Origin of the sequence: Acinetobacter sp. YH16038, assembly GCF_013417275.1 — a bacterium.
Lineage (GTDB): Bacteria > Pseudomonadota > Gammaproteobacteria > Pseudomonadales > Moraxellaceae > Acinetobacter.
The window spans coordinates 90422-115477 of sequence record NZ_VPEG01000009.1; the positions used below are offsets into that span (position 1 = coordinate 90422).

The following is a 25056-nucleotide window of genomic DNA, read 5'->3' on the forward strand; positions in this document are numbered from 1 at the left end:
TGCTATCTCGCCAGTAATAGATCGCTAAAGTGCCAACTAAAATAGTAAAAATCAGAAAAGCAGAAATGATAAATTTGATCATGCCATGCTCCCCTTTAAGCAATAACACGTTTCATTATTATGTTCATCCTGTTCAGGCAGGATGAATGCCCCTTGACCCAATGTCATTGAATTGTTTTTGCCAAGCTGTACAGATGAAAGATCTTGTTTATCCAGAATCAGTCGAATATCGACTTGCATAGTTGGACTGCACCAAGTATTGATAATTTTTTGTAATTTAAGGTTGTATGTCCCTTGGGCTAAGAAATTTAGATAATCCTTTCGGCGTAAAGGACCAATCATAATTTCGATTCTTTCATCTATTTGAGTAATATTTTCACCACAAAAGCTATTTATGCCGAGTGCAACTGGTCGAGCTTCACTCAAAGAACTTTTCTGCTGATCATCTAAATGGAATTGCTCTGGCATCAGCTGCTTGATTTCAAAATCAAATTGAAAAATACAGGACAGAATGGTTTTCAAAGCATATTCACTATTATTTTGTCCCTGCATTAAACCTGCAAATTCAGCAAAATAATCATCTATGTACTGTTGGTCTTGTTGCTCTTCCACATAACCATTTAAGGCATGTAAAATTTTTAAGTAGTGATTATCCTGTTCTATTTCATACCGCACAGGCAAGTTGTAGTTCAGGCAGGCATCTATATATTGCACAGTGAGTTTGTTATTAAACAGCCCTAAAAAATACAAACTTTGTTCACGCTGTTGGCGTACTGCATGTCTGACTTTATGGGTGTAGGTATAAGGTAATACCCCCTGAATCCCCGTCAGCCCCACCATCAGATTAGTGATTTGTACCCGTTCATCGTCTAGCTGAAGTGATTCAATTTCAGATACCGGAAAATTCAGATTCAATGAACTTAAAAAATAAAAAGTATTATTCCATTTTTGCTGATTTTGCTGCTGAGGATCGTGTCGTAGTAACCGCGTTGCCTGAACCAGTTCAAATGCAGTCGGTCGCTGATAGAGCTGATCAATTACAGAAGTCTCTTGCCACCAACGTTCTGCACGCATTGGTATAACTCCTGTTTTGATTCTGAGTCCAGCACAGTCATCTCCACATAACTATTCATCTGAACTTTTAAATTAAAAATATGATTTAGAATCTGGGCAAAAATATAAATACTTGTACCTCGGAAAACTTGGGTATCCAGCTGGATCTCGACTTTAACCCCTCGAACAAACAGTGGAAATGGATGATGATCAATCAGCTTTTGCCCCAAAGAAAACTCAATCGCCTGAATTGAATTAATAATGAGCTGATTTTCTTTCGTTTGCGGTAAGTTATAAAGCTCAAGCAGCTCTTTCATATGACTAACTGAATCCCCTTTCATCAGAGACAAATTATTTAAAGACAGATGAGAAATAATTCGCCATTGTTCTAGCTGTTTTTGCTGAAAACAATAAGGTAAGTTCGGCCGTTTTAATAATTTGCCTTTCCGTACCAGATGATTTTCATTGAGAGATAAGCTGTTTTGATCTTGGTGATAACTTTGATAAGGCAGATCCCTATTAGTACATAGTAAGCGTACACTAATAAAATCAGAAGTCGTCGTTCCCGGTTTTAAATTCTTGGAAAGAATCGAGTATTTAAAATCAATACTGTTATTTTTATTCGCTGCTGGTAAAAGCTGATAGAAAAACTGTTCGTTCTCCTGATGAGAATGACTCATGGCAAAAAATGGCAACACTTTATAAATCAGTTGATTCTTGTCACTCTTTTCTCTTAAGAGATTCATCTCAGTAATGCCGTAAACCTGAAAATATTCAGGATGATGAGCATCACTGATTAAAGGATATTCGAGTTGTTGATGATCAATTTTTTGAGGTTCAGCCTGTTTTTCAAACAAATTGACGATTGGTGTGCTAAACAGCTTGAAGTTTGCACTATTTAACTCTGCATAATTTCGGATGACCGCTTGATCATTCAGGTCTACCTTAAAATGAATCTGCAATTCGAAATCTGTAATATCTTCCATCACAGATTTTAAAAAATTTAAATTGAGATTTAAAAAATTAAATTTTTCTGGAAAACAGAAATATTCAGTCAGCAGACGATAAGCTTGATGTGTATATTGATCAATCGGAAGAATACTTTCCTCTTCAGTAAAACCTATCCCTTCAAATGGACGAGCAATATCAACTTTGTGATTCTGATATTTTAAAGAAAAATGGGTGTCAGACTTAAAAATCGTATCGAGAACCTGTAAGGGAAAATTAGAAATCGCATCCAGATACAAAGGTAATTTCTGTCGGGCTAATAGTTCAATTTGCTGATCAAATATTTCAAATTTAAGAATGAGTGTGGCATTACGATTTAAATGAGTATAGGCAGAAGGATGCGCTTTAAAACTCACTTCTTTCAATTGAATCGGTAACAGCGTAACAGTGTTGACAGTTCGATATTCACATTGCACACCACGAATACTACGCGCCTTTAAGACTGTATTTTTCGGAATTATATGGTCTTCTTTTAAGTTCTTTGTCTTATTGCTATCTTCGAAGCTGACGATTGAACAGGCAGGAAAAGTTTTTAGATATTGTGGAAACATCACCTCAAAAATTGAGCGTGTAAAGATTTCATAACTGTCATTCAGCTTTTTATCAATACGTGCTGAAATCAGCGAAAATGCCTGTATCAGCCGTTCAATATGTGGATCATCAATATGCTCTTGATTCAAAGATAAGCGTTGCGCAATTTTAGGATATTTAGTAGCAAACTCTCGTGATTGCTGGCTAAACTCCTGTAACTGCTTTTCATAATATGGTAGTAAATCTTCAATCACATGCAGCCTGCTTATTTTCGAGCCAAGATAACGTATTGCTGTGTTGTTGGTTTAAGTAATGCATCAAACATCACCACCTCGTATAAAGGTGAAATATTTAAGTAAGCCGAAATACTTAAATACAGGCTGCTCATATTATTTTCATTAATCAGCATCTCTACTTTCACCTGTTTTAAACGCGGTTCATGAGCACTGATCGACTGCTCTATTGAACGGCAAATTTTGTCACGATCTGTAGGATTCGCAGTCGACAAGCCAACAAAATCAATAATTCCAAATTGCAGAATTGAATTTTTTATCCCAAGATAATGCTCTTCCGTTTGGTCCAGGCGAGTCATCCGATTATTTAAAAGATCTTCGAGATCATGGGCAATGGATTGTCTTAATTCTTGTAAAGACAAACCTTGTCCAGTGTATTGATCATCTACAGGTAATAAACGTTCGAATAACGTACTTCTAAATCCATAAGGATAAAGTTGATCCAGATTCATATTCTTTTCATTAGATATTTTCTAAAAGAGAAAGATAAAGGCTAGGGATATCAGCCTTTATCCAGGCCATGTAAATTAAGCTGCGTAAGAAGCAGTATTATTTGATAATGACCATTTCTTGGTAACTGCACCTTTTTGCGAACCGTTAATATCCTGCTGATTATAAGTCCACTCAACTGCAGCATATTTCAAACCAAATGTTTCAGTTGGAACGCCTTCCTGATTCACATTTGGTGTCACTTGAGAAACCAAGACATGCTTGAGTCTGATCTGCAAATACTTGATACGTTTGTCACCGTTGGCACGATAAAAATCAATTTGTACTTCATCAAAGGTATACCCTGCAGAGCAAGCCTCCCAAAGCTTTGGACTCGTTGCATCCAGATCCTTTACAAAGACCATATCAGAATGCTCAACTCGTTCTGCAGTATGGCCGCCCACACTTGAAGAGGTAGCAGATTTAGGCTGACGGATATGGTGTGCCCATGAATTTACTTCTAACCAGCTTTTATGTTCAGAATCGCGTGATTCGCCATCGACTTTATATTTGCCACGAAATTGGACGTAAATGTCTTTCATTTTACTAATTATCCTATTGTTATAAATGCTTATAGTTCTTTAATCGCAGTAGTCCTATTGACTTGACTGCGGCAGTTCAGTGACCAACCTGAGTGATACAGAGAGCTCATCTAACTGAAAATGTGGTCTTAAAAAAACCACAGACTTGTAGTGACCAGGTTCAGCTGGATTTTCTACAACTTTGATCGAAGCTTCACGAAGCGGATATTGAGCTTTTGCTTCTTGTGAAGCACCGTCGTCTAGTAAAATGTACTGAGACAGCCAGTCATTAAGAAAGGCTTCGACATTTCCTGCCGAGGCAAAACTGCCCACTTTATCCCGCATCATGGCTTTTAAATAATGAGCGATACGTGAAACTGCCATAATATATTGAATTTGACCTGATAATGCAGAATTGGCATTAGCAATATCATTGTCATATTTTTTGGCTTTTTGCACAGACTGTGCACCAAAGAACGCAGCATAGTCCGTATTTTTGCAATGGACTAAAGGAATAAAACCAAGATCACTCAGTTCTTTTTCACGCCGATCGGTAATGGCAATTTCTGTTGGACATTTAAAAATCACTTCACCATCATTGGTCTTGAAGCTATGTACTGGAAGGCCCTCAACCAGACCACCACCTTCCACACCACGAATGGCTGCACACCAGCCATGCAGATCAAAGGCATTAGTCAAACGGGTGCCAAATGCATAAGATGCATTCATCCAGAGGTATTCATTATGATGTTCACCAGAAACTTCCTCGATATAATTGAAGCCCTCAGTCACTGTACCTTCACGTGGATGATAAGGTAAGCGTCCCAGTACTCGAGGAATGGTCAGTGCCACATAGCGAGCATCTTCGCTTTCACGGAAAGAACGCCACTGTACATACTCTGCTGTTTCAAAAATTTTAGAAACATCACGCGGACGATCAATATCAGTAAATGACTCTAGTCCAAACATTGATGGGCTTGCAGCAGAAATAAATGGTGCATGTGCTGCCGCAGCGACATGAGAAATCTGTTCCAGAAGGTACATATCTTCAGGTGTGCGATCAAATTCAAAGTCACCAATCAAGGTTGCATAAGGTGCGCCACCGAATGAACCATATTCTTCTTCATAGATTTTCTTGAATAAGGTACTTTGATCAAAATCGGTCGCACTTTGGAAATCTTTAATTAGCTCCCTTTTTGTAGTATTCAGCATCCGGATCTTGATTAAAGAATGTGCTGGTGTTTCTTGGCAGAAATAATATAAACCACGCCAAGTCGACTCAACTTTTTGAAAATCTTCATGATGCATAATCTTGCTAAGCTGACTTGAAATCATGGCATCAATTTCAGCAATACGCTTATCAAGTGCCAGCGTCATATTCTCAGAAACAGTAATGGTCCCTGCCATAACCTCTTTAGCAAGTTCACCAATCAAACTTTTAGCACGATCATGTTCTTTTTCAGTACGAGCAATACGGCTACGCTCGACAATTGAATCCAAAAGTGAATGTTCTTCAAGTGCAGTATCCATGGCACTTGCAGCATTATAATTATTCATCACCAGCCTCCACACTGATCTTTTGTACTTGATCCGTGTTTTTCAGCACTTCATCCAATAAATCTTCCAGACGTTCACTATTGGAAATTTTATTACGCAGATCAGTCAAACGTTCACGTGCTTCAACCAGCTTACGTAAAGGTTCCACCTGTTGCACAATTTGCTCTGGGCGAAAATCATTCATCCCATTGAATACCAGGTCAATCGCCATAGTGCCGCCGGCTTCGGTTAAAGTATTTTCAACCTGAAAATTTGCTCGCGGAGCAAGTGATTCCATCACTTCATCAATATTTTCTAAATCGATATTGATAAATTTTTTATCTTTTAATTTGGTTTTTTCCAGCTCAGAGGAAGCAGAAAAATCGCCTAAAACACCCACAACAAATGGCAGTTCCTTAATTTCCTTTCCATCACCGACTTCAACATCATAGGTCAGTTGTACGCGTGGTGGTCGGATCCGCTGTAATTTTTTCTGTACGCTTTCACGTTTGGCCATTGTTTATTTCCTTATTAATTATTCTTTAATGAACCAAATGGATTAGAACTGGCAGTATTGGTGCGAGTACTGATATTTTCAGTCTTTTTAATAGGAACAGATTTGACTACATTTTTTGTTTTAGTGCTGGTTGTAGTAGATCGCTTCGTACTTGCAGCAGTCTGTTTCTTGCTATTTTTGGTATTTGAAACAGTATGTGATTTAAACTCAACTGGCGCTAGTGCAGGTTTTGCAAACTGAATATTCTCAGCCAATAATTTAGCTTGAGGATAGGTCGTTTCATTTAAGGCACGAACTTCTGTACTACGCATTTGCTGTAAAGCATTTGATGAAATAGCAATCCCTGCCATAAAACTCAAGTCCGTTAAAGTCTGGTTATACTGTTGCTGGCGGTGTAATTGATCAATCAAATTGAGTGCTTTGAGATGAGAACCTAACTCCACATAACGTTTCGCAATTTGTGTATTGAGTTCATGTTGTAAAGGAATATTTTTTTTCGCTGATTTATCACAAAGCTGTTGATATAAGCCAATTAATGTTGGGTCTGTTTCACCCGCGGCATAAGGATTGACCTTAATACATGATTTTTTTAATTCAGCAGCATGTACTTGTGGAAGGTAAAGACAGGCTGTACCAAATATAAATAATGATATGAAACTTATATACTTTTTCAAAATGAGCCTCAGTTATTTTTGTTTGTTGTTATATTTTTTAATGTCTAAATATTATTTTTATTTGACAATCGTTTGGCGGATTTAACATAAAACATTAAGGAGAAGTCAAGCTAAAAAAGATTAACGGACTTAGTGACTAAAAATTTTAAGAATTGACAAAATTCTGATGAAAGATACAGACTTTTATTTTTATTTGAGTAAAATGAGCCAAAATTGTTCGGTCAATTTTCATAAAAAGTATAAATATGGGCCGGATAAAAATAGAGAAATATTCATTTTAATAAATATAAAAAACACAGCTACCCATTTAAAAATTCTAAAGTTTTGTATGCTAACAATAATGAGAAACTCATGAATAATTTAAAAATTTTGATTTTGAAACTTTCTGAACATGCACGCCTATGTCTTGAGAAATCTGCCAATACCTGTATCCAGCAAAAAAATTATGAAATTGAGATCGAGCATTTTTTTCTAGAATTACTCCAGCATCCAGAATTGAATGATTTAAAAATATTATTAGCAAAACATTGTATTGATAAAGACCATCTGATTAATCAGCTTGAACAAAGTATCCAGCAGCTTAGCAAGGGAAATTCCCGTACCCCTATTTTTGCCAAATCGATTATTCAGCTCTTGGAACAAGCCTGGTTGCTGGCATCCGCAGATCAAAACCCAGTGATTCGTAGTGGCCACTTGTTAGTCGCTTTACTGATTTCGCCAGAGCTTTATCAAATGGCTCTTCGGGCATCTTCTCTTTTTGCACAATTCCCTGTGGATAGCATGAAACATCAATTTCTGGAACATTGCCAGAAAAGTATTGAACAACTTAAAGTGCCTCAACCCTCTATTCCTTCCCCTGATTTATCTAGTGTTTCAAAAAAGACACCAGCGCTTGACCAGTATACGATTAATCTGACTGAAAAGGCTCGTCGTGGTGATATTGATCCAGTGATTGGGCGTGAATTCGAAATCGGGTTAATGCTGGATATTCTGTTGCGCCGTCGTCAGAACAACCCTATTCTCACTGGTGAACCAGGCGTGGGAAAAACTGCTGTAGTTGAAGGTTTAGCATTGAAAATTGTCAATGGCCAAGTTCCGAATGCTCTTAAAACAGTTGAGTTACACGTATTGGATATGGGTTTATTACAGGCAGGTGCCAGTGTCAAAGGTGAATTTGAAAATCGCCTCAAGCAAGTCATTGCAGAAGTACAATCCTCTACCCACCCTATTATTCTTTTCATTGATGAAGCACATACATTGATTGGAGCGGGTAGCCAAGCTGGTCAGAATGATGCAGCGAATTTGTTAAAACCGGCGCTAGCACGTGGTGAATTAAGAACTATTGCAGCGACGACTTGGGCTGAATATAAACATTATTTTGAAAAAGATGCTGCATTGAGCCGCCGCTTTCAGGTAATCAAAGTTGAAGAACCAACTGAGCAGGTCGCCATCGATATGCTTCGTGCTATGGTTCCTGTGATGAGCCAGCATTTTCAAATCCAGATTGATGATGAAGCCATTCGTACTGCTGTGCATGCATCACATCGTTATATCAGTGGCCGTCAGTTACCGGACAAAGCAATTAGTGTATTAGATACTGCGGCTGCACGGGTGGCCTTGAGCCAAAATGCTCAACCTGCCAAATTGGATCAGTTACAGGCTAAGCTGCATAATCTCAAACTAGAATATCGACTTCTTGATCAAGAACAGACAACTTCATATCGAACTGATCGATTACAAGAGCTGTTAGATATGATTCATTCCATTCAACAAGAGATTAATCAGACTCATAATCAATGGCAACAAGAGCTGCAGCTTATTCATGAGATTCATGGCTTAACTAAATCGGAAGCATCGGTTGATCAACACCAGATTCATCAACTACGTCAAACATTAGCTAAGATTCAGGCGCAAAGTTCGTTGGTTTATGAGCGTGTAGATGCCAACATCATTAATGAAATTATCTCGCACTGGACTGGAATTCCAGTCGGTAAAATGATGAATAATGATATTTCGCAGATTCTTAATCTGAAAAATAAACTCTCACAGCGAGTCATGGGCCAGGATTATGCTTTAGAACAACTGGTTCAAGGCATTAAAACGTCCAAAGCTGGACTGGAAGATCCAAATAAACCTCAAGGAGTATTTTTACTCACCGGCCCAAGTGGAGTTGGAAAAACCGAAACTGCACTGAGTCTTGCTCAAGAACTCTATGGTGGTGAATCGCATCTAATCACGATTAATATGTCCGAGTATCAAGAGGCGCATACGGTTTCTTCTTTGAAAGGTGCACCCCCGGGCTATGTTGGGTATGGTCAAGGTGGTGTATTAACAGAAGCCGTTCGCCGCAATCCTTATAGTGTGGTACTTCTGGATGAAATCGAAAAAGCCCACCCAGATGTACAAGAATTATTTTATCAGGTCTTCGATAAAGGTGTGCTCGAAGACAGCGAAGGTCGCCTGATTGACTTTAAAAATACCACCATTTTGCTGACCTCGAATGTCGGCTCACATGTCATTATGCAATCCTGTATAAATCAGGAAGTTGATCAATGGCCAGATGCAGATACCTTAATTGAACATCTCAAACCAAGCCTTTATAAGCAGTTTAAACCAGCATTTTTAGGACGCATGCGAATTGTTCCTTATTATCCGCTTTCAGATGAACTGTTAATCCAGATAATTCAGCATAAATTAGGGAAAATTACCAAGAGGATTCAGCAGCAGTATGTGACTCAGGTAAGCTATAGCGATGAGGTACTGGAATTATTACTCAGTCGATGTACAGAAATAGATAGTGGTGCACGAAATATTGATCACATTTTAAATGCATCCATATTGCCAGATCTGGCGACAAAATTACTGGTGGCTATGAGTGAAAATCAGCTGCCAAAACTGATTCATATCGATGTTCAGAAAGATACTTTCTATTATCATCTGGATACAGAATTATCAGTACTCAAAAAAAGGCATTCCAAGAAAAATAAGGCAAATGCTGCTTAAACAGCAAAGATTAAAATAAGAATAATTAGGATTCATAATGACATTGGAATTTGAATATTTATTTGAAGAAATTTCTGTAGAGCATCCTTGCGGTATAGATTGCTCATTTTCGAACGAATTTCTAAGTATTAAAAGTGCCAGAATACAGGATGATCCTTTACTGGATCAAGGAGAATGGGTTGCCGAACCCAAGCAAGCAGATTGGGCTTTTGTAGAAATAAAGTCGATAGAACTACTGACTGAAAAAACTAAAGATATCCGTTTATATACTTGGCTGATTGAGGCTTGGGGTCATCTATATGGTTTTGAAGGTATTGCCCGAGGCCTAGAACTTTGCCATCGTAGCCTGGAGCAATACTGGTTGCAACTGCATCCTAAAATTGAAGAGGATGATCTGGATCAACGCTTGGGATTATTGGAAGGTTTCATTGCTCAACTTCCGAGATTAACCAAGCGGGTTTCTCTTATTCAGCAATCCCCTTTTTATAGCTTGAAAGACTATGACAATTTTCTATATTTACAGAATCAAAAACGTAAACAACAAGTAGATGATTTAGAAGCACAAGAAGGCTCCGAGCAAAAGTTAGAGCACTTTGAGCAGTTATTGCTTAATACTCCTAAAGAATTTCAACAGCAAAATTATCAGTATCTATTAGAGATTCAACATCAATGGCAACAGTTCAAGTCTGCGCTTGATGAACTTCTTGGAATAGATGGGCCAAGTTTTGCTGCAGCTGATGCTCAATTAGAATCTATTTTTGCCAATATTCAGCAGATATATAAAAAAGACATAAGTTCAGCGAAATCTGAATCTCCGGCTCCAGCCGATCATCAACTGGCTCAGACACTTTCTCAAAATGAAATAAACCTTTCTTCAGGTCAGGTGCTGCCTGCCTTCCAACAATCTATCCAATTTCATAGTCAAAATCATATGGTTAATCGTGAACAGGCTATGCAGATTCTGAAAGAAATTGCCGATTATTTTCAGGTGAATGAACCACATAGCCCGGTGAGCTATATGCTGCAAAAGACTATTACATGGAACCAAATGCCTTTACATGAGTGGCTGGCCAAAGTGATTAAAAATGAAAATCCTTTAGAACATCTACATGAATTATTAGGCGTCCCTGCCCAAAATGAATCAAGCTGCGAGTGGTGAAATCTCAATGTTTAAAGCAGAAAAAATACTTTGGGGTGAAGGTCTGTTTTTAAGACCTCAACATTTTCAATTACAGGATGCCTATCACGAACAGCGACTGAATCACACCATTCGTGCGACCTTCCCTTTTGCTCATGGCATTCAGTCGATTGAGTTTGATGAAGCTCAACTTGGAATGCAAATTCTGGCATTAAATAAAGTTGAAATGATCTGGCAAGATGGGGAAATTTATCAGGCACCTGCAAAGGATTTATTACCTGAACCGGTTCAGCTAGATACACTGAATTTACAAGGTGAAATGCAAATTTATTTGGCCTTACCGATGGTGCAGCCAAATAAACAGAATGTCAGTCATGCTGATCAAGCCCGACCTAGCCGTTATCATTCCCATTTAAGTTCAACTCATGACTTGTTTACCGATGCAAGTACTGCTGAGATTACATTATTGCGCCGTCGTGCTGAATTAAAAATATTTGAAGGTAGCCAAGAACCTCAGCATCACATGGATGGCTACCTGTATCTTCCAGTAGGTCGAATTAAACGACAAAGTTCAGGGAATTTTATTTTTGATCATAAATTTATCCCACCAATTTTACATATACAGGCCAATGAAAATCTTTTGGTTAATTTACAACGCACTTTGAATATTATCCAAGCAAAGATCAAGACCATCCAGAGTAATAATCGGGAAAATGAACAGAAACTGATTGAATTCCGCTCTGGGGATATTGTGTCTTTCTGGCTGGTCAATGCCTTAAATACTGCATATGCGAGCCTAAACCATATTTTGCAGTATCCGATTATTCATCCTGAACGTCTCTATAGTGAACTATTACGCCTAACTGGCTCATTGCTAACTTTCTCGACTGCTTATAATGTCGATCAACTGCCTAAATATCAGCACTATCATCTATACGAAAGCTTCAATCAGTTAGATATCATTTTAAGAAATCTACTGGATACCATTATCTCGAATCGTTATATCAGCATCTCCTTAAAAGAAACCCGACCATCCTATTGGCTTGGCAGCCTGGAAACCGACAAGATTACCCGAGATACGCGTCTATATCTGGCTGTTTCAAGCAGTGTGATGCCTGTCCAAGATTTAATTGCTTATGTGCCGATCCGTTTTAAAGTTGGCAGTACAGTTGATGTTGAACAGCGAGTCATTGCAGCCCTTCCAGCTATTCCAATTCAACATTTAATTCAGGTGCCAACAGCGATCCCGGTTCGTTCTGGAGTCAGCTATTTCGAAATTGAACCGAATAACGATTTGTATCAACGCATGTTCGATTCAGAATCGATTTGTATTTATATACCGAATGGATTTCAGGATATCAGGATTGAACTTATTGCAGTCATGAAAGGATAAGTATCAGTATGAATACAATTACAAATTCTGCACCATCACTATTTGATGATGGCCAGATCGGATCTGGAAAGATTGTTAAGCAAACAACTGATCAGAAATCTCATATGACGACCAATCTGATTGATCTTCTCTATGACGGATTTTATATTGTCTTTTTGCTAAAAAATCATTATATCCCTTCGCACCCAGCATCGTTTCGTGAAAAGATTCTGGAAATGCTAAACTATTTTGAGCATCAAGCACGTAAACAGCAATTTTCTTTTGAAGACATTCAGGATGCTAAATATGCTTATTGTGCCTTATTAGATGAAACTATTGTCACGCAGCAGGATGCCCGTTTCTTTGATCTGCAAAATTACTGGATGATGGATCCATTACAATTAAATTTATTTGGTTCTCAACTTGCAGGTTATCGTTTCTTTGAGCATCTAGAGGAAATTCGTTATAAAGATAATGAACGTTTAGCGGTACTGGAAGTCTATCACTACTGCCTGTTATTAGGTTTTCATGGAAAATATCGGCTTGAGTCTGTGCATAGTTTGAATCAGCTGATTACCCAAGTGAGTGAACAGATTGATTACCTAAAAGGTAAAAAAACGCCGTTTTCCCCTTTTGCAGCACTACCTGACAAGATCAAACATATTATTCATCGTGAATTACCATTTTTATGGATTTTAGTATTTTTGCTTTTGTTCACTCTAATGAGTTTTGTCGGTCTGAAATATATGCTATCGAGTGAAACTACAGAAATTTTTACTCAATATCAGAATGTGATTAGTGCACCAGCGGAACAGGCCTACATCACGATTCATTTACCTTAATGAAACCTATAATAAATGATCTATAAAAACTAATAACTTAAAATAAAAATGAAGATAAAACAAAGCAGCTTATATCAAATAATGTGTCATTTCTTACTGGAAAAAAATGCTTTAATTTATGAATATTTTAATATCAAGCTAATATTAAACTGCTCGAATGGGATGACTGCTAGATGATTTTTATCATTATTAGCAGCTTTATTCTTCTCAGCTGTATTTTGGTTTTGATGCAATTCTATGAGCTTAGGCAGTATATACAGAACTCTTTAATTGCATGGCTGCCACAAACTAAAAAACAGTTCATCACAATTAAGCAATTTATACATCAATTTAAACTGGCTGGATCTCCAGACTATCTACAATCACATTGGTATTTACAACAATGGTGGATCTTGATTGCAGGATCTATATTATTTATCAGTATCCTGATGTTTTCTTTGACTCGGCCTGTTTCTGCCAGTATGTCTGAGGCACGTTATTTACAAAAAGTCGACCCGCAAATATATGCACTTTTGGAAGGTCAAATTTTGACTCCACCTGAAGAAGTCGATGAAGCTCTCATTCTTGAAGCTTTGCAGGAAGACCAATATGTCCATCAACCGGTAATTTCAGCGCAACGATTTAATTCTAATATTCAGGATATACATTTAAACCACTATCAAGATCTGAATCAAGCTGATCGCAAATGGCACAAGATGAATCCGCGTTTTAAGCAGCGTTTATTGATGGTATTTAAAATAATGCAGGAACAGTATGGCTATGAACTGATATTGCTTGAAGGGTATCGGAGCCCAGAAAGACAGAACTCACTGGCGACCAATAGTAATATTACCCGAGCCAAAGGCTTTCAAAGTTATCATCAGTTTGGTTTGGCTGCAGATATTGCTTTTAAGCGTCATGGCAAAGTAGTAATTAGTGAGCGTGATCCATGGGCTATGCGTGGTTACCAGTTATATGGACAGATCGCAGAGTCAGTTGGACTCACTTGGGGAGGGCGTTGGAAGTCCATTCAGGATTATGGACATACGGAATATCGTATGCCTGGTCTGAAGAAAACTCCTGAAATGGCTTATCAATTAATAAATGAAAGTTAATTGCAAACTCATGCAATAACATCCCAGCCATAAAGAATGAGCAGAAGATACATCTGCTCATCAATAAAATTTATTTTTCATCAATAAAATTCTGCATATGCTTCAAAACATCCGCCGTCTTTTCACCATGTAGCCAGTGCCCTGCATTTTCAATCACTTCAACCTGTGCATGAATAAACTGCTGATTGATGGCTTCAAAATGTTCAGGTTTAGAGATATATGATGAATTTCCACCTCTTAAGAATAATGCTGGAAGTTCATTTTTTTCTATCTTCTCCCAAGCAGTAATATCTTCATAATGATCAAACAGTGCTTGCACATTAAATAACCACTGCCCTTTATTGAATGATTTTAAAAGAAACTGGATGACCATTTCCTCTTGAATATATTCACGCATAATTTTTGCTGCTTCATTTCGTGAAGCGACTTGCGCCTGCTGGACTGCAAACAAGACTTTAAATATTTCAGAATGATGATTTTCTTGATATTGAATTGGCGTGATATCTAATACAACCAGTTTTTCAATCAGATCAGACGCCAGGTCTGCCAGCTTCATGGCAATTTTTCCGCCCATTGAATGCCCGACTGCAATAAATTTTTTAATATTTAAACTGGCTAAAGTTTCTAAAATATCTTCGGCCATGATTTGATAATTCACTTCATCAGAATGGCCAGATAAACCATGATTTCTGACATCAATTTGAATCGTAGTTGCCTGCTCTGAAAAATGTCGGGCTAACATACCTAAATTACTTAAACTACCAAATAAACCGTGAATAAATACCATTGGGGCTAAAGTTGATGTTTCATGGGTTTGTATTTGATAATTCAGGATCATTTGAGAATTCCGTGATTTCCTATGTTAGGTGTTAATAGTGGAGTTATATTGGAAGTTAATCAATTGCCAATGACATAATTTAAAATTTTGCTTAGGCTATTTTGATTAAAGTAAAATCTGCTTAGGCTAAATTGCAATATCTGCTCATAATTGAGTGTCACACTAGATTATTAATAAAAAAAATATTTTAAAATTTTTAGGAAATATACGAGTTTTAGAGGTTTATTTGGTATTAAGTTTTAATTATGGGATATGGATTTTGTGAGAATAAATATAAAGTAGAAAATTGCTTAGGCTATTTTAGCGTGCAATGATTTTACCGCCCTTCGTTTGAGTAAAAAAGAAACACATAAATATTTAATATTTCTTAATAAATTTCAAAAGTAGCTGATATATACCCGGTAAAATTTGTATATAAATAGATTTTTATAAAGTTTATTTAATGAGTAATTTAAAAAGCACTGAAATCCATATGCTACGTTTCAGAGTATTTATGCATTTTATAAGCAAGCTGAGAGTCGAAAAAACAAGCTAATTTTTTGGCCCTACCCTTTTTATCCATCTACTTTCATCAAGGCCAACATACCTAATAAAATATGAAGATTTAATTTCATTAGCTTCTATATGCTTCATATCTGATAGTTTAAAGTAGTGTATAAAATGTATTCTAAGGCTATCTTATGAACAATTTAGTTAAAAAAAGCATTGAATTCTTAGTGGAACAAGACGTTGTTGAATCAGCAGAATGTGTAATAGCAGAAGCGGGTTTTACTCCAGCAGAATTGATCACGATAGTTTATGGTGAAATTGTTCGAACAGGTCAAATACCTATTATCCCTCAAGTAGGAACTAAGGATTTCAATATAGCTCGATTAACAGCAGCGAGTTACTCTATTCCAACTGTCAAAGTTTCCATTCCAGAACAGAAGGATGCATTTTTAAATGATGATGGTGGCTATTAAAACTCAAGACAATGCTCTTGCTTTTATGGATTAATTACACTTTCCTACTCTTACAAAATACTGCGGTGGTCATACCTGAATTATTCATACTCTGTGCTTGTCGATCCAGAAAGCTTTTAGCAATCATCGCCATTGTGGGCGCCATATTGAGTTCTTGATTTTCTTCAGAGACTTTTTGAATCTCTTCATAAGCCGTTAAACGCTGGCAGAATGCCTGACGTTGACTTTGTGCATCTGCATTCTGATCTGGCTCATCTAAAATATGTTTGGTTTCATTGACTATTTTTGTTTGCGTAGCAATAAACTGATCATAATCCGCTTGTGAAAGCTTTTCGGCAAAAGCCATATTGTTCAATTGCATGCAAATAAGCAAAGTACATATTAAAGATGAGGATTTGATCATTTTGAAAGTCTTCTTTTAGTTTTCTTCTTTCCAGACATCTTCATAATCATCTGCATCAATCATGAAGCGGTAGCCCTGCTCTAAAGCCAGATAAGGTAAAACTTCAGGGGCAATATCCTGTAACTCACGTACAGTCATGGTTTCAAAAGCATCTTCATTTGAAGCCAGTTCACCACCATAAATATACCAGCTAATATTTTCTTCTGTCTCAGGCTTTCTACGGATTCCGACAATTGGATCCAGCTTCAGGGTATGTACAGCCACTGCAACGACATCATCACCACTTACTTCTACATAGGCAGAACCGACCTCTTCACAAAGCAATTTCTGCTCTGCAATCAGTTCCTGTAATGGTGATAATTTTTGCGTGTTTTTCGACATTCGGTTTGACTCATTAAATTTTTTAAATACCGCTTTAGTTTAGCCTAGTTTTAAAAAATCTAATGCGTATTTTTATAAACAACCTGGCGATCTGTCCTTAAAAATGATTAAAGACAGATCGGAAATTAAGCTTATTGGAAAACTTTGAAGCGTTGATCATCTTCCAGATAATCTTTCGCACGCGCTTCGCCTTCAACTGAACCAAATACCAGTTGAGCACGAAGTTTCCAGTTTTCTGGAATATTCCACTCTGCATGAACCTGCTCATCTACAATCGGATTATAGTGTTGTAAAGATGCACCCAGGCCTTCAGTATGCAATGCTGTCCAGGTAGAGAACTGAGCAATAGCAGTTGAATGTTCTGCCCAGATGGGGAAATTCTCGGCATAAGATGGGAATTGCTCTTGCAAGCCTTTTACTACATTTTGATCTTCAAAGAATAAAACTGTACCCGTACCAGCAGCAAAGGTTGCCATTTTTGCAGTCGTTTTTGCAGCACTTTCTTCATCTTTGGCATAGCTTTTTAATTTATCAGCGACAAAGCCCCAGAATTTTTCATGTTCGCCATTGAATAAAATAACGGCGCGAGATGATTGCGAGTTAAAAGATGACGGACTTTGTTTGATTGCGTTTTGAATCAAATCAGTTAAATATTCAGGAGACTGTTCTACATTTTTACCAATGGCATAAATAGTACGGCGTTTTGTAATTAAATCTAAAAACTGATTCGACATTCGGTTAAATCCTTGGATATATCTTCGGGAAAACTGGAACCTTCACTTATTTTTATGAAGGAATTCTAATGAATAAGAATTCTGTGATTCATTTACTCATTAGTACTGATAGCTTAAAAAAATATGACTGGAATAGCTATATTCTTAAAGTAATATCTTTATATATTCTTTTGATAAAGAATAGTTTTTTAATTTATTTTTTTATCAAACGATAAAATAAATGCCCTTTTCTGAGCCACTTTCTGTTTTAAAATAAGTCACCATGTTTAATGATGTAGCAGAAAATTGTTTTGAAGATAAATATAGAAACTTGCTTAGACTATTTATTATCATAAGGGAAATATCAATTCTTAGAAATCGCTATAAAAAAATCATCCTCCAATTTGGAGGATGAAATTGAATGAATCAGCTTAAATTTACTTAGAATTTGGCATTAAGTACCTGAGCAGAGACTTTATTTTTCCAAAGATCACGTAAGGTTGGTAAATAGAATTTTTCACCGAGTTCTACCAGTTCAGCATCAATCAAGCCATGCACATCATGCATAAATAGATAATCCAGATCCACACTAGAAAGCTTAAGATGTTTCTTCTGATATTCTCTGCGTTTTTGCTGTGCCTCTTTCACCAACTGATCTGCAAATGTCTTATCTTTATACTGAGTGATCGCATTTAAACGCAATTCGATAATGCCCCAGCCTGTTAATAACATCTGAAACGTTTCAAAGTCCTGAGTGGTTGATTCCCAGGTCATTTCATCAAGATTTTCATTTTCTGGGAGAACAGGTAAAAGAAGTTCCATTACGCTTGGAAAAATCTTTTTAAAATTCAGAATAAATTTAACAGGATGCTCACCTGGATAATCCTTGAATTGAACCTTTTTTTGAACATCTGTTAAATAAATATCAAGCATTAAATTTTCCTTAAACAACCTGCCATTTTATGGATGTTTATTCATATGCTATAGAAACTCATGCGGAATAAACGACAAAACAGCAGTAAAAACGAACTGCATTTTAGCAGCTATATACGCTTATTCAATGTTAATTCGGTATGAGAAGCCATGAGGATAGGCTTTAGCACTAAAAAAACTTCAATAGTTATCTCTAACCATCCTTCTAATACGATTTCACCCGTAATTTTAGATTCTTTCTTTTATTTGCTCATGGATTTATAAAATTAAGAACTTCTGATGAGGAGAATAAAAAAGCCCACTCATAAAGCAGGCTTAATAAACAATTATGAGTTGAGTTAATCTATCTCACCAGTTTTTCCGGTTCCCATACATTTGACACACTGTTTGGCTTCCACAACGTTATAGCCGGTACCGCTACAGCTGCTACACTTCTTTTTTGTATAATCTGGATATAAATCCTCATCTGGATAGGATTCGTCCAGATCAAAATCATCATCAAAGTCAGTCATCACCCTTACCTCATTTTTCTAGTTATCAGGGAATTTCTATTAGTAATCCTTCATTGCATATCTGTCAAAACCTGAACGATAGATGGTTCATAGCATTTAATAAACAAGCTCAATTGAATAAGAATTTTCTAGCAAAAACATGTGCTTGTTATTTTATTAAAATTTGTATGAATAATCCTTAGATATTATAAAGCCCACATTTAGAGGGCTTTATTATTTAACCATAATTAGAAGACTTATTTTACGTTTGGAGCCACCATATTCTCAGGACGCACCACTTGATCAAACTGTTCTGCAGTCACCAATCCGAGTTCGACTGCGACCTGTTTTAAGGTTTTACCTTCTTTATAGGCGGTCTTGGCCACTTTAGCTGCATTCTCATAACCAATGACTGGATTTAATGCAGTGACCAGCATTAATGAATCATGCAGGAAGTGTTCAATCTTGTCACGATTAGGTTCGATTCCGACTGCACAGTTATCGTTAAAGCTGTTACATGCATCGCCAAGCAGTTGGATTGACTGCAACAGGTTATAAGCAATCACTGGCATAAAGACATTCAGCTCAAAATTCCCTGATGCACCGGCCACATTAATCGTCGTATCATTCCCTAAGACTTGGGCAACGACCATAGTCATGGCTTCACTTTGAGTCGGGTTCACCTTACCCGGCATAATACTTGAACCCGGTTCATTTTCAGGAATACGTAATTCACCAAAACCACAACGTGGTCCGCTCGCCAGCCAGCGAATATCGTTGGCGATTTTATTCAGGCTAACGGCTAAAGTCTTTAAAGCACCTGAAGCAAAAACTGCTGCATCACGGCCGGCCAAAGCTTCGAACTTGTTAGGAGCGGTGACAAAAGGCAAGCCTGTTAATTTAGCCAGAGTATCCGCAGCTTTAACAGCATAATCTGGATGGGCATTGAGGCCTGTACCGACGGCGGTTCCGCCTAATGGCAGTTCATATAACCCTTGCAAAGCCTGATACAGTCGAATTAAAGCATGATCCAGTTGAGAGACATATCCACTGAATTCCTGACCTAAAGTTAAAGGTGTGGCATCCTGAAGATGGGTACGACCGATTTTTACAATCTCGGTAAATTCCTGAGATTTGGCATGCAAGGTATCACGTAAACGTGTCACTGCCGGTATTAGCAGTTCATTGATCTGTAAGCTAGCTGCTACATGAATCGCAGTCGGAAAAGAGTCATTGGTCGATTGAGCGCGGTTGACATGATCATTTGGATGCACAGGCTTTTGTGCACCTAAAGGATTACCCAGCTTCTGGTTAGCAATATTGGCAATCACTTCATTACAGTTCATGTTACTTTGCGTGCCCGAACCGGTTTGCCATACCACTAGCGGGAACTGGCTATCCCATTGACCGCTGATCACTTCATCCGCAGCACCGATGATATAGGTCGATAACTCATGAGGAATCTGGTTTAACTCGGCATTGGTGATCGCAGCTGCTTTCTTGACCAAGCCCATGGCACGAATCATGGCGCGTGGCAAATGCTCATTGCCAATCTTGAAGTTCTGTAGACTACGCTGAGTTTGTGCGCCCCAAAGTGCTTCACTCGGTACAGCGACTTCTCCCATCGTGTCATGTTCAATACGTGTTTGCATGCTCAACCTCAATTGTTATTCCATGTTTTACTCATTTAGACAGCAGCTTCAATGCTGTACTCTATTCATCTTAATGAGTTTGATTAATTTTGCAAATGATAATTATTATCAATAATTAACTTATAGGATTCTTAATCACTGCCCTCTTAACGTATTCTGATAGAACAACCATTCATCCTCTAACATTTTCCTTAAGGTATAGCGTGGCTGCCAATGTAACAACTGTTGGGCTTTATCCGTATTAGCACCCAGTTGATCCATTTCAGCATGCGGATATGGCAAAGCATCTACTGTAGGAACAGCGGATTGGGTGACTTCTGCAACCTGATCCAGCAAAGTCTGCATTGAGATCAGCTCTCCAGCGATATTAAAGGCTTCGCAAGTCCATTGTTGCTGTTGAGACAGCCAATGTAGCGACTTGAATACCGCATCACAGACATCCATCACATGCAGAAAACTACGTTCTACTGTATAGTCTTCGGTCTTGGCCTGACGGCGCAATTCCAGATATTCACGCTGCTTCGCACCCACCTGCATGGCCAGAGGCACAATATTCTTTGGTAAAGGTGGCACCCATTCACCTAAAATGCCATTTTCAAAAGCACCCGCGACATTGGAAAGACGTAACATCGCAATACGCCATTCATTATCCGTCTTGGCAGTATCCCGGATGATTTCTTCCACCATCTGCTGTGATTTAATATAAGGATTTGGATAAGTGTAATTGAAAGCCTGATCTTCTTTTAAATCCGTTCCGGAATGGCCATATACAGCCAATGAAGACAAATGCACCAGATTGCGTACTCCAGTACGCTGCATGGCACGCATCAAGCTCATGATACAGCTGACATTATCATTATAATATTCAAGTGGTTTTAAAACTGATTCTTCTAATGATTTAAAGCTGGCAGTATGAATGACAGCCTGTACTGAATTCTGTTCAAAAACTTTATTTAATGCTGGAGTGTTACGGATATCAATTTTGACAAAAGGCACATAGCGGCCGGAAATAAATTCAAGGCGTTCTAAGGTCTGTAGACTGGCATTGGCCAGATTATCGACCACAATGACCTCTAGTCCTTGTGCCATCAGACTTAAAGCAATATGTGAGCCTAAAAAGCCTAAACCACCCGTCACTAAAATCATTGTATACTACCTACTTTCTTTGTAGCCAAGATCATCATCCCGCGTTGATCAAGCCTGTAGTGAATTTCGATGAGCACCTTAATTCTTGTTACCTCCGCACCGACTTCTATTTATGCCTGGCATGCGCTTGGACTCGCCCAAGCTTTACAACATAAACAGGAAGCTTTCCGTGTATTTTTCTATCAAGATGGCGTGTCGGTCGCAAATGCATTGCAATGGGTGCCCGACGACCAGCGTCATCTCACACGTTCCTGGCAGGATCTGAAGATCCGCTTACCTGTTTGTGTCAGTGCAGCCTTAGCGCGTGGGATTACAGATCAGGAAAATGCTCAACGTCACAATATTCAGCAACATAATCTTGCTGATGGTTTTGAATTGGTCGGTCTAGGCGAGCTTGCTGATGCTGTTCAGTCCTCACAACGTCTAATTCAATTCTAGATGCTTCATTTTTCAGGATGTGTTGCTTTTAAAAGGAATCTTGTGTGAAATCTGTACTTGTTATATTAACCCAAGCCAACCTAAACAGCTTACAGGTGCATGAAAGCCTGTCTGCCACGATGGTACTGGCGACCTTCGGCGCTGAATTTAAAGTATTACTCCAAGGCGCGGCCTTGAGTCTTTTACGTTCTGAGCTCCAGTTTGACCAGCTTAAACATGCCTTTAAACTGGCTTCAAATCTGGTGGATAGTTTCGAATTTTATGACCTGACCCCAATTCTGGTTGAGCAGAAAAATCAGGACTCTCCTTTTGTAAAGCAAAGCGAGCAGGAGATTGAGTTGATTGAACTCAATTCAGAATTCGTTCAAAAATTTGATCACGTATTGTATTGGTAAGTTGGTAAGGATGAAGGATAAATAAATGTCAGATCAAACCCTTTACCTGATCCAGTCAGATTATGCAGCGACGGCGTCAGTCCTTGATCAGTTAGCACAGCTCCATGCTTCAGATGATCAGGTGGTCCTGATGGGAGAATCTGTGCTGTATCTGGACCATGCTTTCGTACAGCAACTGCCGCAAGTTTATATCCTAAGAAATGATGCAGAAATTCTGATCTCACCTTTATCGGAAAATGTTGCTTTACTCGACTACTCCGAATTTGCAGATCTATGTCTGAAATTTAGTCGTTGCATCTCAATGAAATAATCCATGAGTCACATATGAATCTAGAACTGGACCAAGATGGTCATTTAGTCGATTACACCATCTGGAATGAAGACGTTGCCCAAGTACTGGCAGATACACTAGAACTTCAACTTACTCCTTGGCATTTTGAAGTGCTACAGGCAGTCCGTCAATTTTATCAGCAGTTTGGGCATTCTCCTGCAACCCGCCCGCTAATTAAGTTTTTGATGAAGACAGTCAGCCCGGAAATTAACAATGCCTTATTGCAGGAAAAGTTTAATACGGGTTTAGTGGCACGTCATTTAAGCCGACTGGCTGGTATCCCGAAACCCGCGAACTGCTTATAAGTTTTAATCTAAAAAATGAATGAAGAAGAAGTCCGTTTCTACGGGCTTTTTCTTATTAAGCTTATCTATGATCTGTATTCACAACTAAATAAAGCTTTAAACCGGAAGATTAAAAACTTTTCTGATCCAATGCATTTAAGGCTTGATCAAGCTGTGGAGAGATTTCAGGCAGAACTTTCTGCAAAAATTCTATTTGAGCTCTCGCCTCTTCCGGAGCAACGACCCGGGCATTCACCAGATTCTGCTGTTGTACCAGCAAATGATCTAGCTGGCGATAGTCTGGCTTTTCACCTTGACTTAAGCCATTCATCATTTGGGTAAAATCCAGATAAAGCTGCTCTCTCTGTTGTAATAAGACCTGCTGTTCAGAATCCACTTCCGAGTGTCTAGTCGTTTTTGCCGGTACAGCTGTTTTAGGATTTAAACTGGAAGTAATCAGTGACTTTGCTGGAAAAGTCATCTGATCATCAGGTTTCAGTATATTGAACTCTGCCTTATAGATATCCTTATGAACCTGATAAGCAATCCCAACCAGAATACCGGTCAATAACATTCCCGCCAGCAGATATAAAGTAAGTGTTTTGTTCCTCATATATGCCACCTACAATGCTTAGAGCAACGTTCATAACACATTGCTCTTTTTAAGCCATTATTTGCTACGGTGTAGACCAGTCTGCTGGGGCATAACCGATCCGGACACGCTGTGGATGATTGCCTACAGGTACACTGGTCACTTTATTGCCTGTCGCGAAATCAATTACGGTCACAACATCCGTTTCACTTTCTGAAATGATACAGCTACGGCCATCCGGACTTCGGGTAGCCCAGTATGGCTTACCTGCAGGAATCAATTTTCCGGCAGTCAGACTCTGACGGTCGACAATGGTGGCGTAATTATCCATCGTGCCCGCAACACAGAGCTTCTCACCATCAGCACTGATCGATAAACCATGATGGCGGGAATCATTCACCCATTTGGTACGATCTTTGGGAATGCTATCGCTACCTGGCAACTGCCCAATACGGGTCACTTTATTCTGGTTTAAGTCATACTCAATCAAACCATTAAAAAATGATACCTGAGCATAGAGTTTACTTTCATCCTTGCTAAAGACCATCGGCCGCACTGAATTAGATAAATCTTTTCGACCAAACGCATCCAATGCCGGTCTAAAGTCAATTTTCTTAAGCACCTGATGGGTATTGGCATCTGCAATGGTGATATAGCGTTTACCCTTGGTGAAATCCTGCCACTGCGCATCAAGAGAGGTTTCTACATTACCAATGGCCGAGTTCAGAATTTTTCTGCCATTATCAAAGTAGATATTTTCATGCGGTTTATCACCCGTCGCAAATCGACCAAGTTCCTTACCAGTATGAATATCCAGTACATGCACCACATTTCCGGAAGATGCGGAAACCGCGACACGCTGGCCATCTGGTGAAACTGCCATATGATCCGCGCGGAAGCCTTCAACTGGAGTACGCCAGTTAATTTTGCCTGTCTTGATGTTGATAGAGACCACATCGGCAAAACTTGGACGGGATGCGACCACTGACTGTCCATCTGGCGTGGAATACATATCGTCGACCAGCTGATCATTACCTTCACCCGCAGTAGCTTGAATATAGGTATAGGCAATCAGTTTAATGGGATTGAGGTGAATCTCTTTCAGACGCTCCTTACGATCAGGAATCATGTTGATCACACCAACCTTGCCAAAGTCACCTGAAGATCGAATCACTGTAACTGTTCCATCCCAGTTATTACCCACAAAGAAAACTTGCTGGGAATTGGGCGGTTGAGGCAAGGTAGACGAATCTGCCTGTGCAGTTGAAAAGACTGAGAGCATGGCCATCGCGGACAAGCTCATACAGAACCGTGATAATCGTTTTTTCTGGATTTCCATGCGGTATTCTCCATATTTTCTATTTTATTGTTTTTATCTTTGTTCAATCCACAGTCAGGCCGTGGATCTCAATCATCCACTATACAA

27 protein-coding genes are annotated in these 25056 nt (G+C 38.5%); 10 read left to right on the forward strand and 17 right to left on the reverse strand.

From position 1 onward, the window contains the following. Window positions 1-78: 78 nt before the first annotated feature. The 7 genes from tssG to FTV34_RS05740 form a co-directional block, all read right to left on the reverse strand. Complete coding sequence (gene tssG, locus FTV34_RS05710) at window positions 79-1074, reverse strand: type VI secretion system baseplate subunit TssG (protein ID WP_180069246.1); 996 nt, start codon at window positions 1072-1074, stop codon at window positions 79-81. Beyond that, window positions 1038-2846: a type VI secretion system baseplate subunit TssF gene (tssF, locus tag FTV34_RS05715; RefSeq protein WP_180069248.1), complete on the reverse strand. Its 1809-nt coding sequence runs from the start codon at window positions 2844-2846 to the stop codon at window positions 1038-1040. The genes tssG and tssF overlap by 37 nt, the downstream gene beginning before the upstream one ends. A gap of 11 nt (window positions 2847-2857) precedes the next feature. Then, window positions 2858-3337, reverse strand: coding sequence for a type VI secretion system baseplate subunit TssE (gene tssE, locus FTV34_RS05720; protein WP_180069250.1), 480 nt, complete (start codon window positions 3335-3337; stop codon window positions 2858-2860). Window positions 3338-3412: 75 nt separating this feature from the next. Continuing rightward, window positions 3413-3916, reverse strand: coding sequence for a type VI secretion system tube protein Hcp (locus tag FTV34_RS05725; protein WP_180069252.1), 504 nt, complete (start codon window positions 3914-3916; stop codon window positions 3413-3415). A gap of 54 nt (window positions 3917-3970) precedes the next feature. Next, a complete protein-coding gene (tssC, locus tag FTV34_RS05730) occupies window positions 3971-5452 on the reverse strand; it encodes a type VI secretion system contractile sheath large subunit (protein WP_180069254.1) in 1482 nt (493 codons plus the stop codon). Then, window positions 5445-5948, reverse strand: a complete 504-nt coding sequence (gene tssB, locus FTV34_RS05735; protein ID WP_180014938.1) for a type VI secretion system contractile sheath small subunit — start codon at window positions 5946-5948, stop codon at window positions 5445-5447. Before tssB ends, tssC begins: the two co-directional genes overlap by 8 nt. Before the next feature lie 14 nt (window positions 5949-5962). Then, window positions 5963-6622 (reverse strand): hypothetical protein, encoded by a 660-nt coding sequence (locus FTV34_RS05740; protein ID WP_180069256.1) that lies wholly within the window; start codon window positions 6620-6622, stop codon window positions 5963-5965. 351 nt (window positions 6623-6973) lie between these two features. Here FTV34_RS05740 and tssH point away from each other — a divergent pair, with 351 nt between their 5' ends. From tssH to FTV34_RS05765, 5 genes are all read left to right on the forward strand, one after another. Beyond that, a complete protein-coding gene (gene tssH, locus FTV34_RS05745; protein WP_180069257.1) occupies window positions 6974-9625 on the forward strand; it encodes a type VI secretion system ATPase TssH in 2652 nt (883 codons plus the stop codon). A 37-nt stretch (window positions 9626-9662) separates the two neighbouring features. Beyond that, on the forward strand, window positions 9663-10784 hold the full coding sequence (gene tssA / locus FTV34_RS05750; protein WP_180069259.1) for a type VI secretion system protein TssA: 1122 nt from the start codon (window positions 9663-9665) through the stop codon (window positions 10782-10784). 7 nt (window positions 10785-10791) lie between these two features. After that, window positions 10792-12156, forward strand: a complete 1365-nt coding sequence (gene tssK / locus FTV34_RS05755) for a type VI secretion system baseplate subunit TssK (RefSeq protein ID WP_180069288.1) — start codon at window positions 10792-10794, stop codon at window positions 12154-12156. Window positions 12157-12164: 8 nt separating this feature from the next. Next, a complete protein-coding gene (icmH, locus tag FTV34_RS05760) occupies window positions 12165-12977 on the forward strand; it encodes a type IVB secretion system protein IcmH/DotU (protein WP_180069262.1) in 813 nt (270 codons plus the stop codon). 173 nt (window positions 12978-13150) lie between these two features. Next, on the forward strand, window positions 13151-14071 hold the full coding sequence (locus FTV34_RS05765) for a M15 family metallopeptidase (protein WP_180069265.1): 921 nt from the start codon (window positions 13151-13153) through the stop codon (window positions 14069-14071). Window positions 14072-14141: 70 nt separating this feature from the next. Here FTV34_RS05765 and FTV34_RS05770 read toward each other — a convergent pair whose 3' ends face one another. Continuing rightward, on the reverse strand, window positions 14142-14909 hold the full coding sequence (locus FTV34_RS05770) for an alpha/beta fold hydrolase (protein ID WP_180069268.1): 768 nt from the start codon (window positions 14907-14909) through the stop codon (window positions 14142-14144). 680 nt (window positions 14910-15589) lie between these two features. Here FTV34_RS05770 and FTV34_RS05775 point away from each other — a divergent pair. Continuing rightward, on the forward strand, window positions 15590-15871 hold the full coding sequence (locus FTV34_RS05775; RefSeq protein ID WP_180069269.1) for a damage-inducible protein J: 282 nt from the start codon (window positions 15590-15592) through the stop codon (window positions 15869-15871). Window positions 15872-15905: 34 nt separating this feature from the next. Here FTV34_RS05775 and FTV34_RS05780 read toward each other — a convergent pair whose 3' ends face one another. The 7 genes from FTV34_RS05780 to FTV34_RS05810 form a co-directional block, all read right to left on the reverse strand. Continuing rightward, window positions 15906-16274 carry a hypothetical protein gene (locus tag FTV34_RS05780; RefSeq protein ID WP_180069271.1) on the reverse strand — a complete coding sequence of 123 codons (369 nt, stop codon included), beginning with the start codon at window positions 16272-16274 and terminating at the stop codon, window positions 15906-15908. A gap of 15 nt (window positions 16275-16289) precedes the next feature. After that, window positions 16290-16655: a hypothetical protein gene (locus FTV34_RS05785; protein ID WP_180069273.1), complete on the reverse strand. Its 366-nt coding sequence runs from the start codon at window positions 16653-16655 to the stop codon at window positions 16290-16292. Window positions 16656-16786: 131 nt separating this feature from the next. Beyond that, window positions 16787-17389 (reverse strand): nitroreductase family protein, encoded by a 603-nt coding sequence (locus FTV34_RS05790; RefSeq protein WP_180069274.1) that lies wholly within the window; start codon window positions 17387-17389, stop codon window positions 16787-16789. Between the two features lie 420 nt (window positions 17390-17809). Continuing rightward, complete coding sequence (locus tag FTV34_RS05795) at window positions 17810-18301, reverse strand: hypothetical protein (protein WP_005235543.1); 492 nt, start codon at window positions 18299-18301, stop codon at window positions 17810-17812. A gap of 338 nt (window positions 18302-18639) precedes the next feature. Next, on the reverse strand, window positions 18640-18813 hold the full coding sequence (locus tag FTV34_RS05800) for a hypothetical protein (protein WP_171431285.1): 174 nt from the start codon (window positions 18811-18813) through the stop codon (window positions 18640-18642). A gap of 236 nt (window positions 18814-19049) precedes the next feature. Continuing rightward, a complete protein-coding gene (fumC, locus tag FTV34_RS05805; protein WP_180053664.1) occupies window positions 19050-20444 on the reverse strand; it encodes a class II fumarate hydratase in 1395 nt (464 codons plus the stop codon). 135 nt (window positions 20445-20579) lie between these two features. Then, window positions 20580-21590: an NAD-dependent epimerase/dehydratase family protein gene (locus FTV34_RS05810; RefSeq protein ID WP_034706304.1), complete on the reverse strand. Its 1011-nt coding sequence runs from the start codon at window positions 21588-21590 to the stop codon at window positions 20580-20582. Window positions 21591-21659: 69 nt separating this feature from the next. Here FTV34_RS05810 and tusD point away from each other — a divergent pair, with 69 nt between their 5' ends. The 4 genes from tusD to FTV34_RS05830 are packed head-to-tail and all read left to right on the forward strand — an operon-like array spanning window position 21660 to window position 23059. After that, window positions 21660-22028, forward strand: coding sequence for a sulfurtransferase complex subunit TusD (tusD, locus tag FTV34_RS05815; protein ID WP_166135495.1), 369 nt, complete (start codon window positions 21660-21662; stop codon window positions 22026-22028). A gap of 44 nt (window positions 22029-22072) precedes the next feature. Further along, window positions 22073-22423 (forward strand): hypothetical protein, encoded by a 351-nt coding sequence (locus FTV34_RS05820; protein ID WP_180069276.1) that lies wholly within the window; start codon window positions 22073-22075, stop codon window positions 22421-22423. 25 nt (window positions 22424-22448) lie between these two features. Next, on the forward strand, window positions 22449-22733 hold the full coding sequence (locus FTV34_RS05825) for a DsrH/TusB family sulfur metabolism protein (protein WP_004785940.1): 285 nt from the start codon (window positions 22449-22451) through the stop codon (window positions 22731-22733). 14 nt (window positions 22734-22747) lie between these two features. Next, on the forward strand, window positions 22748-23059 hold the full coding sequence (locus FTV34_RS05830) for a TusE/DsrC/DsvC family sulfur relay protein (protein ID WP_005235445.1): 312 nt from the start codon (window positions 22748-22750) through the stop codon (window positions 23057-23059). A gap of 109 nt (window positions 23060-23168) precedes the next feature. Here the strand turns inward: FTV34_RS05830 and FTV34_RS05835 are convergent, their stop codons facing one another. Both FTV34_RS05835 and FTV34_RS05840 read right to left on the reverse strand, forming a co-directional pair. Continuing rightward, window positions 23169-23651 carry a hypothetical protein gene (locus tag FTV34_RS05835; RefSeq protein WP_180069278.1) on the reverse strand — a complete coding sequence of 161 codons (483 nt, stop codon included), beginning with the start codon at window positions 23649-23651 and terminating at the stop codon, window positions 23169-23171. Between the two features lie 64 nt (window positions 23652-23715). Then, window positions 23716-24969, reverse strand: coding sequence for a YncE family protein (locus FTV34_RS05840; protein ID WP_034705621.1), 1254 nt, complete (start codon window positions 24967-24969; stop codon window positions 23716-23718). Window positions 24970-25056 lie beyond the last annotated feature (87 nt).